15 protein-coding genes are annotated in these 14,444 nt (G+C 35.8%); 6 read left to right on the top strand and 9 right to left on the bottom strand.

What is annotated here, in order from left to right:
- Positions 1 to 2 precede the first annotated feature (2 nt).
- The 8 genes from ACQY2P_RS05160 to ACQY2P_RS05125 all read right to left on the bottom strand — a co-directional run bounded on the left by ACQY2P_RS05160 (position 3) and on the right by ACQY2P_RS05125 (position 6,964).
- Positions 3 to 1,166 carry a LeuA family protein gene (locus ACQY2P_RS05160; RefSeq protein WP_428325621.1) on the bottom strand — a complete coding sequence of 388 codons (1,164 nt, stop codon included), beginning with the start codon at positions 1,164 to 1,166 and terminating at the stop codon, positions 3 to 5.
- A gap of 116 nt (positions 1,167 to 1,282) precedes the next feature.
- Positions 1,283 to 1,702 (bottom strand): HTH-type transcriptional regulator LysM, encoded by a 420-nt coding sequence (lysM, locus tag ACQY2P_RS05155; protein WP_428325620.1) that lies wholly within the window; start codon positions 1,700 to 1,702, stop codon positions 1,283 to 1,285.
- Positions 1,689 to 2,870 (bottom strand): aspartate aminotransferase family protein, encoded by a 1,182-nt coding sequence (locus tag ACQY2P_RS05150; RefSeq protein ID WP_428325619.1) that lies wholly within the window; start codon positions 2,868 to 2,870, stop codon positions 1,689 to 1,691. The genes lysM and ACQY2P_RS05150 overlap by 14 nt, the downstream gene beginning before the upstream one ends.
- Positions 2,863 to 3,666 (bottom strand): [LysW]-aminoadipate/[LysW]-glutamate kinase, encoded by an 804-nt coding sequence (locus tag ACQY2P_RS05145; RefSeq protein WP_428325618.1) that lies wholly within the window; start codon positions 3,664 to 3,666, stop codon positions 2,863 to 2,865. Before ACQY2P_RS05145 ends, ACQY2P_RS05150 begins: the two co-directional genes overlap by 8 nt.
- A gap of 2 nt (positions 3,667 to 3,668) precedes the next feature.
- Positions 3,669 to 4,715 carry an N-acetyl-gamma-glutamyl-phosphate reductase gene (gene argC / locus ACQY2P_RS05140; protein WP_428325617.1) on the bottom strand — a complete coding sequence of 349 codons (1,047 nt, stop codon included), beginning with the start codon at positions 4,713 to 4,715 and terminating at the stop codon, positions 3,669 to 3,671.
- 28 nt (positions 4,716 to 4,743) lie between these two features.
- Entirely contained in the window at positions 4,744 to 5,601 is an 858-nt protein-coding gene (lysX, locus tag ACQY2P_RS05135; protein ID WP_428325616.1) for a lysine biosynthesis protein LysX, read from the bottom strand.
- Complete coding sequence (gene lysW/argW / locus ACQY2P_RS05130; RefSeq protein WP_012215670.1) at positions 5,601 to 5,768, bottom strand: alpha-aminoadipate/glutamate carrier protein LysW; 168 nt, start codon at positions 5,766 to 5,768, stop codon at positions 5,601 to 5,603. Before lysW/argW ends, lysX begins: the two co-directional genes overlap by 1 nt.
- Positions 5,765 to 6,964 (bottom strand): argininosuccinate synthase, encoded by a 1,200-nt coding sequence (locus ACQY2P_RS05125; RefSeq protein ID WP_428325615.1) that lies wholly within the window; start codon positions 6,962 to 6,964, stop codon positions 5,765 to 5,767. Before ACQY2P_RS05125 ends, lysW/argW begins: the two co-directional genes overlap by 4 nt.
- Before the next feature lie 134 nt (positions 6,965 to 7,098).
- Here ACQY2P_RS05125 and ACQY2P_RS05120 point away from each other — a divergent pair, with 134 nt between their 5' ends.
- The 5 genes from ACQY2P_RS05120 (at position 7,099) to ACQY2P_RS05100 (ending at position 11,978) form a co-directional block, all read left to right on the top strand.
- Positions 7,099 to 8,127, top strand: coding sequence for an ABC transporter substrate-binding protein (locus tag ACQY2P_RS05120; protein ID WP_428325614.1), 1,029 nt, complete (start codon positions 7,099 to 7,101; stop codon positions 8,125 to 8,127).
- Positions 8,124 to 8,888: an ABC transporter ATP-binding protein gene (locus ACQY2P_RS05115; RefSeq protein WP_428325613.1), complete on the top strand. Its 765-nt coding sequence runs from the start codon at positions 8,124 to 8,126 to the stop codon at positions 8,886 to 8,888. Before ACQY2P_RS05120 ends, ACQY2P_RS05115 begins: the two co-directional genes overlap by 4 nt.
- A gap of 5 nt (positions 8,889 to 8,893) precedes the next feature.
- Positions 8,894 to 9,652 carry an ABC transporter permease gene (locus ACQY2P_RS05110; protein ID WP_428325612.1) on the top strand — a complete coding sequence of 253 codons (759 nt, stop codon included), beginning with the start codon at positions 8,894 to 8,896 and terminating at the stop codon, positions 9,650 to 9,652.
- Positions 9,653 to 9,723: 71 nt separating this feature from the next.
- Positions 9,724 to 10,791, top strand: coding sequence for an MBL fold metallo-hydrolase (locus ACQY2P_RS05105; RefSeq protein WP_428325611.1), 1,068 nt, complete (start codon positions 9,724 to 9,726; stop codon positions 10,789 to 10,791).
- Positions 10,792 to 11,072: 281 nt separating this feature from the next.
- Complete coding sequence (locus tag ACQY2P_RS05100; protein WP_428325610.1) at positions 11,073 to 11,978, top strand: hypothetical protein; 906 nt, start codon at positions 11,073 to 11,075, stop codon at positions 11,976 to 11,978.
- 171 nt (positions 11,979 to 12,149) lie between these two features.
- Here the strand turns inward: ACQY2P_RS05100 and ACQY2P_RS05095 are convergent, their stop codons facing one another.
- Positions 12,150 to 12,641 carry a hypothetical protein gene (locus tag ACQY2P_RS05095; RefSeq protein ID WP_428325609.1) on the bottom strand — a complete coding sequence of 164 codons (492 nt, stop codon included), beginning with the start codon at positions 12,639 to 12,641 and terminating at the stop codon, positions 12,150 to 12,152.
- 118 nt (positions 12,642 to 12,759) lie between these two features.
- On the opposite strand from ACQY2P_RS05095, the gene ACQY2P_RS05090 reads away from it, so the two are divergent.
- Complete coding sequence (locus ACQY2P_RS05090) at positions 12,760 to 14,391, top strand: serpin family protein (protein ID WP_428325608.1); 1,632 nt, start codon at positions 12,760 to 12,762, stop codon at positions 14,389 to 14,391.
- Positions 14,392 to 14,444 lie beyond the last annotated feature (53 nt).

The following is a 14,444-nucleotide window of genomic DNA, read 5'->3' as shown; positions in this document are numbered from 1 at the left end:
CTCTATTTATCGTTAATTATCTTTTCAAGTCTGTCTTCTAGAGGAATCTCGATCAGATCTCCCATTCTAAGACCCTTTAATCCAGCAGCTACTGCTTTTGCACTTTCATCGTCTTTCTCTAATCCTAATAGTGACATCAAATACGCAGCTCCTGTCTTTCCTGCCAATTCTCCAAATACGATTCTTCTTCTATTCCCTACTGCTCTAGGTGGTATGGGCTCATATGCTGCAGGATTTCTTAGTATTGCTGCAAGGTGAGTTCCTGCTTTGTGTTTGTATGCTGAAGAGCCTACTATTGGTTTTGAATCATAGGGCTTGATTATTGTATAATCTTCAATTAATCTAGACAAATCTAGTAACATGTCTAATCTGAAATCATTTGGTGATTTGTACAAGTATGTTAAGGCAACTGCAACTTCTGCAAGTGGAGGAATTCCTGTTCTTTCTCCAATTCCGTCAATAGTAGTATGAATTTGATCAACTCCTGCATCACATGCTGAAAAAGCATTAGCTACTGCAAATCCAATATCATTGTGAACATGTGCATCTAGTGGAACATCTATTGAATCTCTTACCTTTTTGACAAAATTATACATTCCAATAGGACGAAGTATTCCAACAGTATCTGGTAGGCTTATTCTATCAACACCTGCTTCTTCTATTGCTTTGCAAACTTTGAGCAAGAATTCTGGCTCTGCTCTACTTCCATCTTCTACTGTAAATCTAATTTTTAATCCATGTGACTTTGCATACTCTACAGTTTCCACAGCTCTCTCTAATGCTTCTTCTCTTGTAATGCGAAGTTTATCTTTAAGATGAATATCTGAAATTCCTAGATATGCTGCACACCACTTTGCATCACAATCCAATGATGTATCAATGTCTTGTTTAAGAGCACGTCCATGAGAAACAATGTCTGCCTTTAGTCCTTGTTTGATGATTGTCTTTGTTGCCTCTTTATGATCATTTGATACAACTGGTGAAATTTCAATTTGGTCTACACCAAAATAATCTAACATCCATGCAATTTGGATTCTTTGTTTGTTTGTAAATGAAACACCTGGATGTTGTTCTCCTTCTCTTAGAGTGCTGTCTAATACTCTAATCTTCTTTGGATTCTTTTCATATGCGTTGTACATGTTTGCATAGTGATTCGGATCTTTCATTACAGAATTCGTTGACATAAATTGATGATATAAACATATTCGTACTAGTTTCGTTGGAAATAACTAAAAACGATCCTAAACTAGTTTTGAATTAAAATTTTGAAACGAAAGTCGTTTTAGATGACTTTTCTTAAAATAATTACAGTATTTGTGTCTACCACACCTTGAATTTTTCTTAATGCATCAATACTGTTGTTAATTTCTGCAATGCTTGATGCACTCATAATTGTTGTAATGTCGTATTGTCCTGTAATTTCATAAACTGTCTTTACGCCATCAAGTTTTGCAAGTTTTAGAGAAACTTTTGATGTATCTGTTGCAGAATCAACTGAGACTAGAACAATTGCACTAGTTGCATTTTCTTCCCCTAATTCCAAAGTAAATTTTTTGATTGTTCCATTTCCTACAAGGTTTTTAACACGTCTTCTTACTGCTGATTCGGAAAGTTTTAGTTTCTTTCCAATATCTACAAATGATTCTCTTGAGTCTTCTTTTAGATATCCGATAATCTTTTCATCTACGTTATCCTTGTACATTTCGCTTTTTCTCCTCTTCTGTTAGTATGGTATCTAGAGCATGTAAAACTTTTGTTACATCTTCTTCTGTTATTACTAATGGAGGTAGAATTCTTAGAATGTTTCTTCCAGAATATAACATAAGAACACCTTCTTTGATCAATCCCATCAAAATATCTCTAACCTCGAACTTCATTTCTACACCTATCATGAGTCCTTTACCACGAATTTCTCTAATCATGGTGTGTTTCTCTTTTAATTTCTCTAAACCTTCTCTGAAAATTTTTCCCATTTTTTCAGAATTTTCAATTAGTCCATCTTCTGTAATGGATTTTAGTGCTGCAATACCTGCTGCACATGATATTGGATTTCCGCCAAAAGTTGAAGAGTGTTCCCCCTTACTCATTGAAGCCAAAATATCTGGTCTTACAAGAGTTGCACCCATTGGAACTCCGCCTGCAATTCCTTTTGCTAAACATAAAATGTCTGGTGCTGTGTTCCAATGATCACAAGCCCATAATCGTCCTGTTCTACCTAAACCTGCTTGTATTTCGTCAAAGATTAACAGAATTCCTTTCTCATCACAAAGCTTTCTTACATCTTGCAAGAAACCATCTGGTGCAACAATAATTCCACTTTCTCCTTGAATTGGTTCTAAAATTACAAATGCTGTATCGTCATCAATTGCTTCACGTAGTGATTCAATGTCTCCATAAGATGCAAATGAAACTTTTTCCACAAGTGGTGCAAATGCTTTTTTGTATTTTGGATTAAATGTTATTGATAATGCTCCAAATGATTTGCCGTGATAGGAACCTTTCATTGCAACCATTCCTTTTTTGCCTGTAAATTTTCTTGCAAACTTTATTGCAGCTTCAATTGCTTCTGCACCACTGTTGTTAAGATGAACTTGTGTTAATCCTTCAGGAGCTAACTCAATTAGTGTTTTCAAAAACTCTTCTCTTGTTTTATTGTAAAGTGAACTATGTACTGTAATGATTTTATCAACTTGTTCCTTTATTGCATTGTTAACTCTTTGATTTTGATGTCCTACTAGTGCTACTCCATATCCGCCCATACAATCAATGTATTCTTTACCGTCAACATCCCAAACATGAGCTCCTTTTCCTTTTTCAACTGTAACTGGAAATCTTTGATAGAGATTACCCATGTATTGATCTTCACTCATGTTCAATCACCGTACAATTATCATGTGAAATAGCAGACGAAATTGGATTTTCTTTTTGACCATTTGCAATTAATGCTGTTTTAACTCCCATATCTAATGCTTCAGTTGATGCTAAAATCTTCTTTTCCATCCCTGGTCCAATTTTTGGTCTAATTTCTTTTGCTTCTGCTAATGTCAATTTTGGAACCACTTTGTCATCCATTAAGAGTCCATCAACATTTGTGATGAACAATACTTTGTCACTTCCAACTTTTCCTGCAACATATGCTGCTGCTCTATCGCCATCCACATTGAGAAATTCAGATTCTTCACTTATTGCAATAGGTGAAATCACAGGCGTAAGGCCTTGGTCTAGGAGTGATTTGATAAAAGTAGAGTTCACTTCTCTTATTTTTCCAGTATATCCGCCATCAATTGCTTGTTTTCTTCCCTTTTCATTTACAATGAGGAGTTTCTTTTTTCTGTCTGCTTCTATAACTTTGGCATCAACACCTGATAGTCCGATTGCATTAATGCCATTTTTTTGAAGCATCTGAACTATTGTCTTGTTAATTCTACCTGACATTACCATTGTAAAAATTTCTGCAGTTTCTTTGTCTGTGTATCTGCTTTTGATTCCACTAGGAGATGTTACAAACTTTGGTTCTTTTCCAAGTTGTTCACAAACTTTGGTAACTTCTTTACCTCCACCATGAACTAAAATTACTCCTTCTGATCCTGCAACTTTTTTGATATCTGCAATAGTTGATGGATGTAAATCATCTACTACGCTTCCACCAATTTTGATAGTAATCATTTCTAAACAGGTGTTAGTGGGGTGTATCTTAGTCCGTCCATTTCATCAAAACCACACATTACGTTCATGTTTTGGATGGCAGAACCGGCTGCACCTTTCATCAAGTTATCTGATGCAGATAATGCAATTAATCTATGGTTGTCTTCGTCTAAATCAAATCCTATATCACAAAAGTTTGAACCAACCAAGAATTTTGGATCTGGGAATTTGTATAATCCTTTTTTATCTCGAATTAACCTAACAAATTTCTCTTCACCATAAGTTTGACGATATAATTTCCACAACTCTTTTTCATCAATGTCTTTTTGCATGAATGTGTGGTTTGTACAAAGAATTCCACGGACCACATCTACTGCATGTGGACTCATTGAAACATGAATTTTCTTTCCTGCAATTTCACTTAGCTCTTGTTCAATTTCACCAGTGTGTCTGTGTTTTGCTGGTTTGTATGGTCTGATGACTCCTGCCCTCATTGCGTGTGCAGTTCCTGAACCAGAGCCTGCACCAGAAGAACCAATTTTTGAATCAACCACAATGTGTTCTGTATCAATAATGTTATTTCTAATCAATGGAGCAAGTGCTAGCATTGATGTTACTGCCATACATCCTGGACATGAAACAAGTTGTGCTTTTTTGATTTCTTCTCTGTGAAGTTCTGGTACACCAAAAACTGATTTTGATAGATAATCTGGATGTGGGTGTTCCCAACCATACCATTTGTCATATCCTTCTTGATTATGTAATCTGTAATCTGCACTCAAATCAATAATTTTGACACCTCTATCATACAATGCTTTTACAATTTCTGTTGCAGTTCCATGTGGTACTGCTGTGAAAACTAAATCACATTTGTCAGTTAATTTATCGTAATCTAATTCTGAGAAAGTCAGATCGGTAAAACCCTTCAAACTTGGTTGAACTCTGTGAAGATATTCTCCGACATGTTGTCTTGACGTGACTGTAGTGATCTCAACATCTGGGTGATTGACCAAAAGACGTAGCGTCTCTCCACCTACATATCCTGATGCTCCTACAACACCTACTTTCATGATAAACCTCCTCGTAATGGAGTATAATTTATTTCCTAACGTAGTTTAGAGCAAATTCTACCATTTCTTTTGGTATATTTCGTTGTGCAACTCTTGCTAATCCCTTGAATTCTACTGTATTGTTGACTTCGTGAACCACTAGTCCGTTCTTTTCATCTTCCATCATATCTATTCCTAGTATTCCTCCTCCCATTGCCTTTGATGCTTTTGCTGCCATATCTCCCATCTCTTTTGTGATCTCACAAAGCTCTGGATCGGCACCAAGTGCAATGTTTGTCTTAAATCCACCTGAAGACTTTCTGTACATTGCTGCAACAGGCTCATCTCCTACGGTAATAACTCGAATATCTCTAGGTGGTCTCTCTACTAGTTCTTGTAGATAGTAAATTCTATCATGTGGACTATCTGTAATATCTCTGATTTCTGAAATTGCATCCATTGTATCTTTGTCTTTAATTGGCATAACTCCTCTTCCCCAACTACCAATTACTGGTTTGATCACTAGTGGGTATCCAACTTTTTCTAAATTCTCAGCTGCACTTTCACTTGTAAATGAAAAATATGTTTTTGGTGTTGGTACTCCAGCTTTTTTCAAAAGCAATGTCATGAACATTTTGTTTCCACAAACACTTGCAACATCAAATTTGTTTAAAACAGGAATGTCCATAAACTCAAGACTGGCAGTAAAGTGCAGTCCTCTAAAGTAACTTACACATCTTTCTAAAACAACATCTCCCAAATCAAAATCTTCTTTCTTGCTATCTGTGTTGACTTGAGTAATCTTTGCATCTAGCATCACCGTATCGTGTCCTAGTTCAGCTGCTTCTTTTTGAAGCATCTTTTCTTCGGCTCTTAGGCGATCAAACACAATACAGACTTTTGACATTACTCTCCCCAGTCTTCGCCTACGCTTTCTGCTTGTTTAAGCTCAACATTTGATCCGTCTTTTTTTGCGATTTCAAAGTCAGCTCCACAATCAGGACAGGAAACAATTTCTCCTACTGCGGCATCATCTGGGATGTTTAGTGTTGCGTCACATTCTGGGCAGTTCATATTTTTTTTGACCTTTTCTTTTGTAATTTATTAGCTTCTGTTGATTGCATTCCCCATAATTCTACAAATCCTTTGGCCAATTTTTGGTCAAATGTGGACTCTGTACCATAAGTAGCAATTTCATGGCTGTAAAGTGAGTTCTTGGATTTTCTTCCAACTACCCTTAGGCTTCCTTTGTACATCTTTAGTTTGACTGTTCCTGAAACAGGTTTTTGGGATGCCTCGATAAATCCGTCTAAATCTGCTTTTAGTGGGTCTTGCCATAATCCTGAATATGCTAGGTATGCCCATTCATCATCAATTATTGACTTGAACTTGTTTTCATGTTTGGTGTGAACCATTTTTTCTAAATCTGAATGTGCTTCAATCAAGCAAGTAGCAGCTGGTGTCTCATAGACTTCTCTTGACTTTATTCCAACAACCCTGTCTTCTATATGATCAACAATTCCAACTCCTGCAGCTCCTGCCTTTTTGTTGATGTATTCAATTAACTTTTGATCATCCATTGTTTTACCATCTACTCCAACAGGAATTCCTTTTTCAAATTTGATTTCCAAGTATGTTGGTTTGTCTGGTAAATTTTTTGTCTTAACCCAAATGAATGCATCATCTGGTGGTTCGTTGTATGGATCTTCTAGTACACCGCCTTCAATTGCACGACCCCACAAGTTTTGATCAATGCTGAATTTTTTTGCTACAGTGTCAATCTGAATTCCATGTTTTTTTGCAAACTTTAATTCTGTTACTCTGTCTAAATTCTTATCTCGAATTGGTGCAATGATTGGTAAATTGGAACCAGAACGTAATGTAATGTCAAAACGTACTTGGTCGTTTCCTTTTCCTGAACAACCATGTGCTAGAGATGTAACTTTTTCTTTTTTTGCAATCTCTAAAACTTTTTCAGCAATTAGTGGTCTTGCAAGAGCTGTTGCTAGACAGTACTTCTTTTGATAAAGTGCATTTGCTTTAATTGATGGAAAAATGTAATCTTTGACAAATTCTTTTCTTGCATCTATGTTGTAATGTTTTTTTACTCCCAATTTTTTTGCTTTTGCTGCAATTTTTTTATTGTCTTCCCCTTGTCCAACATCTACTGTAACTGTGACAACATCCATGTCATGTTCATCTTGTAGATACTTTACAACAACTGAAGTATCTAGTCCTCCCGAAAATGCAAGAATTCCTTTTTGAGTCATAAAACATCTTTTCCGTCGTATTTTGGAATTTATCTTTTGTGATAGGCTTGCAAATCAATTTTTTTGCAAAAAACTTCTGGCTAGCTTGAGCTAAAATTCGATGATTATTTAACCGCCAAATATAACGCTGTTTTATGAAAATTCGTTCGGCAATTGCTGCAGGAATTGGAGCAATTGTGGTATTTTCTGCACTTGGAGTTGCTCTTAGCTCTAGTGATACTTCACATGAGAACAAACTTCGAATTGCATACTTTCCAAACATTGGGCATGCCATTCCAATTGTAGGAATGGAGAAAGGATTCTTTGAAGAACATCTTGGTGATGACGTTAAAATTGAAACCAAAGTATTTGACAGTGGACCTCAAGCAATAGAGGCTCTGTTTGCAAACTCAGTTGATATTGCCTATGTGGGACCTGGTCCTGCAATTAATGGATTTTTAAATTCTGAAAATAACAATGTAAAGATACTTGCAGGTGCTGCAAGTGGAGGTGCTAGCTTTATTGTACATCCTGATTCTGAAATAAATTCTGCATCTGACTTTGCAGGCAAAAAAATCGCTGCTCCACAAATTGGTAACACACAAGATGTTTCATTGCGTCACTTTTTGACTGAAAACCAACTAAAAACAGCTGAGAAAGGAGGTAGTGTTGTTGTTTACAATATTCCAAACCCTGATATCTACACATTATTTGTAAAAGGTGACATTGATGGTGCATGGGTTGCAGAACCTTGGGCTACAATTTTAGAAACTGAACTTGATGGAAAAAGATTGTTCCATGAAGAAGAACTTTGGCCTGACAAAGAGTTTGCATCTGTTCTGTTAATTGGAAATGTAAATTACGTTGACAAAAACCGTGCAGTCTGGGGTGACTTTATACGTGCACACCATGAAACAGTAATTTGGATTCAGACAAATCCTACAGACACTAGAATTGTTTTCAATGATTTTCTAGACTCATACCTTGGACAATCACTTTCTGATGATGTTGTAGATATTGCATTATCAAATATTATGATAACAGCAGATCCTAAACCAAACTCTGTCTTCTCTTTTGCTGAAAAAGCCAATGCATTAGGATATCTTGGAAGAAATGGATATGATTTGTCTGGAATTTTTTACAGCTTTGATACAAATTCTCTAAAGGAGGCTAACCCTCAATGACCAAACTCGAGGCCAAAAACATTGTCAAATACTTTAGCCATGATTCTCATAAACTCAAGGCTCTAGGTGGGATTGACCTCAAAGTAGAGTCTGGTGACTTTGTATGTTTGATAGGGCCTTCTGGATGTGGAAAATCTACCTTTTTGCGCATAGTTGCAGGCTTGGAAAAGCCTGATGATGGTCAGATCCTCTTTGATGGCCGCCCTGTAACTGAGACTGGACCTGAAAGGATTATGGTCTTTCAAGAGGGTGCTTTGTTTCCATGGCTTACAGTCCAAGATAATGTAGAGTTTGGATTAAAGATGGCAGGTATTCCAAAAGAAGAACGTGCCAAAATATCTCACAGATATCTTGACATGATGCAATTAACAAAGTTCACTGATTCGTATACTTATCAGCTTTCAACAGGAATGAAACAACGTGTAGCAATAGCTAGAGCTCTTGTAATGGATCCTGATGTGTTATTAATGGATGAACCATTTGCAGCACTTGATGCACAAACCCGTGATTTGTTGTTAGTTGAGATGCAATTAATTTGGGAAAAAACAAAGAAGACTATTCTATTTGTAACCCACAGTGTTGCAGAAGCTGCAGTTCTTGGAACCAAAGTTGCAGTATTTAGTAATCGTCCATCAACAATCAAAAAAGAAGTTGACAATGATTTTCCAAGACCTAGAGTTTCTGAAGATGAATCATTGTTAAAATTCCAACAAGACTTGCTATCTGAACTAAGACCTGAGGTAAAGAAAAACAAACAGTGATTATTATGGCAAAAAATTACACTCCTCACCGAATTGCTTTTTACATCGGCATCATTGTTGTTTGGCAAATAACTGCAATGACTGGACTTTGGCCTGATAATGTTTTTCCATCACCCTACGAAGTAGCTGAAGACTTGGCTTATGGTGCAGCTGATACAAGTCTGTTTTATGGCATTGTAACTAGTATGTGGCGATTGGCAGTAGGACTTGCAATTGCAATTGCTGGTGGTATTGTTTTAGGAATTTTCATGGCAAGAGTTGAAGTTGTGAATCAAACTGTTGGTTCTTTGGTATTGGGATTGCAATCAATTCCATCTATTGCATGGGTGCCACTTGCAATTCTTTGGTTTGGTTTGACTGATGGTGGAATTATCTTTGTCACTGCAATTGGTGCAATCTTTGCTGTAACAATTAACACCTACACTGGCGTCAAAAACATCAATCCCCACTTTATCGAGGCTGCAAGAAACATGGGTGCAAAGGGCAGTCAACTTGTAACTGCCGTGCTTATTCCAGCAGCATTTCCGTACATGATTTCAGGCTTTAAGCAAGGCTGGGCCTTTGCCTGGAGAGGCGTAATTGGTGCTGAAATATTATTTTCATTCCTAGGACTGGGCTTTTTGCTCAATGCTGGACGTTCCCTAAATGATGTTTCTCAGGTAATTGGAATCATGCTTGTAATAATGGGAATTGGTCTTGCAGTAGATGGTGTTGTCTTCAAAAAACTTGAAGACAAAGTAATGTCTCGATGGGGACTGCGATAGTTTTCAAAACTAGTTCAAGCCTCTATACCTTATCAAGATCCTTTAAATTTAATTTAGAATCTCTTCACTTCATGAATCTTCTAGTTTTTGCATTCATTCCTCTTATTCTATCTCTTGGAATCATACCTGCTTTACAATCCGAAATTATTCCAAATGCAGACGCCATCAAGGCAAAAGGAAATTCTCTAACTGAAACAAATTCAAAAAAAGTTTGCGGCGATAGATTATGTTCAGAAATTTCTGAAACCCAAAACGACTCTCCTCCAATGATAATAAAATCTGAAAAGAAATTGTTTGCATCTACAATTGATTACACAGTTACAGGACCTGAAATAGATCCTGAAAAAGGATATGCAGTAATTGAGATTGGTGATGGTCTTTACTGGCTCACTGATGGAATGTATCAATTAATGTTCTTAACAACAGGTGAAGGTGTAATTCTAGTTGATGCCCCTATGGGAATGGGAACAAAAATTCAACAAGCCATCTCTGATGTGACTTCTGAAAAAGTTACTCACTTCATTTACTCTCACATTCACAAAGACCATGTTGGTTCTGCAAGCTTACTTCCTAAAGATACGGTTTACATTTCACATATTGATACTGCTGAACATTTGAAAATGAAAAATGACCCTCAACGTCCAGTTCCAACTGTAACCTTTCATGATAATTTTACTTTGATGGTAGGTGATCAATTTTTAGAATTATCTTATTTGGGACCCTTTCATTCCAAAGGGGATATTGTAATTTATTCTCCTTCTCACAAAGTTATCATGGCAGTTGATTTATTCCATCCAAATGCAGCACCATTCCAATTCATGGGAATTACAAGAGATGTTGGCGAACACTTAGCAGTACATGACAAACTTTTGGCAATGGATTGGGAGGTAATTGTTTCTGGTCATGAACCAATTTTAGGAACTCCTGAACACTTGAAATTTAACAAAGAATTCACTCTGGCAGTTTTAGATAATGCAATAACTGCAATTCAGACAACTCAGCCAAGTGCAAATTACTTTGGGGATTTGGCAAACAAATGTGCTGAATTAACTGTCGAGCAATATTCAGATCTTAAAGACATTGAAGTTTATCCTGTTGAAAATTGTGTTACTATGGTTTTCTATGCCATGATTGACTAATCTGCATTCATTTTTGTCCCTCTAAATAGTTCCGACCTCAACGGATTCAAATTGATGATTAGAACGCTTTATGAATCTCCTCCCAACAATGTGTCCTTATGGTAATACTGTACGCAATCATTGGAGCTGTAACTACAGTAGGAATTATACTACTTCGGTATTATCTTGAAGAGCGCAAAAAAAGACCTAGAAACGATAAATTTTGCTATAATTGCAACCTGAATTTTCCAAATAATTATACTGTATGTCCAAAATGTGGATTAAGATTTGGCAGTTAGAAAATGAAAACTAGATTTTTGATAACTACTGGGCTATTGATTCTTGGATGTTCTCTAGTTTTACCAACAATGTCTTATGCATTTGCAGCATGTGCAGCAACACCGTTTGGTGAACATATGCCATGTTTTGATAGTTTTCATGTGTCACATGAACCTCTCACAGAAGAACTGATTATGGATACAATATACAGGAATCTTGATACAAACTATGAAGGCTGGATTCAAACTGACAGAAACTGGACAAACACTGATGAAGGCTATGAACATCCAACAATAATTTGTACTGCATTTGATTGGAAAGGTCAGACTCATTACAGAATGCTACAATGGAAAGATGATTATCGAATTTCAAGTTTAGAAGATTACAGAAATGATTCAATGTGCAACAAGTGGTTTCCTCCAATATCCTTGGATGCTGCAAATCCTAGTTTTGATTGCAAAGAAGCAGTAAAAAATGAAATTCCTACTGATTGGAAATACCATTGCTATGATGAACCTATGGGAAATCCGCTAAGAGACATCAGCTTGTCCAACTTTGATGATCCACAAAGATTAGAATTTATCTTGGAGCATTGTGAAGAGCATGGCCCACTTGATTATGTTGGAGAATTAAGATATCTTAATGACACTCATTTGATAGATCTTAATACCTGTCAATGGGATACTAGAACCAACAGTGGAATAAGTTTGGATAGAACTGCATACACTGTTCCTTTTTCTAGTGAAGAATCTGACTCAGAACCTAACTATGGACAAGATTGTGAAGTCTTACATATTTGGAATTATGCTATAGATGATTGTGATTTTAGGATAAACTCACTTAATTTTATTTTCTCACTTTTATTGCCTATTGGTGCTACAATAATTGCCATAATCTTAATTGTAATAAAATACAAAAGAAGATTTTGATTTGTGCATGTTTGCATCTCATTTTGAATCCTAAAATAACGGCTGAATCTCTATGGATTCAACCATTCTTTGTAGATTAAAAACACAGAGGTTCGATTCATGCAGAAAACAATCCAGTTAAGTTCAAGATAAGATTGCCAAAATATTTAGATTAATGTATTTTTAAAAAATTTATTCTGATGTTGATTCTACTTGAGGAGTGATTTCTATTTTATTTATACAATCTACATTTTTGATAAAGTCTTCTGCAAATAGTCCCTCTGCACGTAAACCATCATCGTGTCTTCCTTCTTCATTTACAATATTGCATCTTACATTTACATTGATTCTATCATCCCATGTGTCATAATACATGTCTAAAAGAATTTGATTACCTGTCTCAAAATCCATAACCCCGACATTGAGATTTCCATTTCCTCTATGACGATTCTCAAATTCTTCTTTTGCATCAGGATATGTTTCATAAAATGCAATGTATGCTGGGTGTGCTGTAAATTTAGCCATTAGTTTTTCTTCCGAGTCTGAAATGTTCCCAATGGCTCGTTCCCAATCATTAGATGAATTCTGAATCATATGTGGAAGAACAGAATACAAAAACATACCAAAAATTATTACTCCAATAGCAATTCCTAGATAAATTGTAAATCGTGGTAATCTTTCCAAAGCTAATGATGTGCATTTTGAAGATTATTTAAAGATGTTTTACAATTAATTCAAGCTTGTATTGATTTGAACTCATGAGTAGAACACTTTATGAATGTCTTATATGCACAAAAAGAAAATGAATAAGATTTTTCCAATATTATTAGCAGTTTTAATCTCAGGAACTTTTATTGCAACTAGTGTGCATGCGGGAGGACCATCCCTCAAGATGCAAAAAGAATGGGGGTATGATTCTGATGAATTTGGTTGTTGGTATGATGCTAGTGTATTAGTTGAAAGGCCAAATGGTGATTTTGCCTGTGTTTACCCTCAAACTGCTGAGAAACTAAATCTGCGTGGATGGATTATCTTTGCATCTAATGTTGAGAGTCTAGATAAATCTGAAATATCTACTTTGTATATTGATTCTAAACTTGTTGATTGTGTAGGTGTAGCACCACAACAATGTATGTTGGTTCGAGAAAATTCTGATGTTGACTGGGAGATGTTTTATGGACACATTGGTGGATTTGAATATCAAGAAGGAACCGCATACAAAATTAATGTAGAAATTACTGAAATTGACAACCCACCAGCTGATGCATCTTCTTTGAAATATACTTTAACAAACATTCTAAAATCTTCCAAAGTATTACCTCCTGTTGACATATCTCATACTGTAAATGCAAATAATCAATTTGCACTTGATTTCTATTCTGATGTTTCTCAAGACAATGATGACAACATCTTCTTCTCCCCTTGGAGTATTTCTACTGCAGCTGCTATTGTTTATGAAGGTGCCAGAGGAAATACTGCAGATGAAATGCAACAGGTATTTGATTTTTCATCAGATTCTTCCACAAGGCAATCAGAGTTTCAATATGCTAACTATCTTCTAAATCAAATTAATTCTGAATATCGACTTGATGTTGCAAATGGATTATGGATTCAAGAAGGATTTGAACCTCATGCAGAATATGTTGACATTGCAAGAACTTTTTATGATAGCAATGTCGAAACTGTTGATTTTGAAACAAATGGTGTGGATATAATTAACGAATGGGTATCAGAGAAAACTCAAGAAAAAATTACAGATTTGTTTCCCCCTGGACCTAGACCTGATACAAAATTAGGAATCACAAATGCCATTTACTTTAATGGAACATGGGCATATCCATTTGATGCTGAAAATACTCGAGATGCTCCATTTTGGATAACCCCTGATGAAAGTATTGATGTTCCAATGATGAATCTTGGAACTCAATTTCTAAATTCAACATGGACAGAAGATCTACAAATTGTACAGCTTCCATACAAAGGAAACAAACTGTCAATGTTAATCATTTTGCCTCACGAAAAAGATGGTTTGTCATCAATTGAAGAAAATCTTTCTGCAGAAACTCTTGAGACCTGGCAAAATTCCCTTTACAACAGCAAAACACATGTGTCTATTCCTAAATTTGAACTTGAAACTGATTATGGATTAAAACCCATATTGGAAAATCTTGGAATGATTGATGCATTTGTATCTAACAAGGCAGATTTTTCTGGAATGTCTAATTTTCAATTATTTGTAAGCGAAGCAGTTCACAAAGCATTTGTCAATGTAAATGAAAAAGGCACTGAAGCTGCAGCTGCCACTGGATTCTTGATGACTTTAGAATCTGCTCCTCAACCAATAATAGCTGATCATCCATTTCTATTTGTGATTCAAGATGATACAACTGGAAATATTCTCTTTGTAGGTCGAGTAATTAATCCATCAGAATAGTCTGTATTTTTTCATATCCAAAAATGATTCAAGCCTCTAAAGATTCATCTAAA

The sequence above is a fragment of the Candidatus Nitrosopumilus sp. genome (assembly GCF_965262695.1).
GTDB lineage: Archaea > Thermoproteota > Nitrososphaeria > Nitrososphaerales > Nitrosopumilaceae > Nitrosopumilus.
This window is presented reverse-complemented; position numbering and strand designations above follow the sequence as displayed.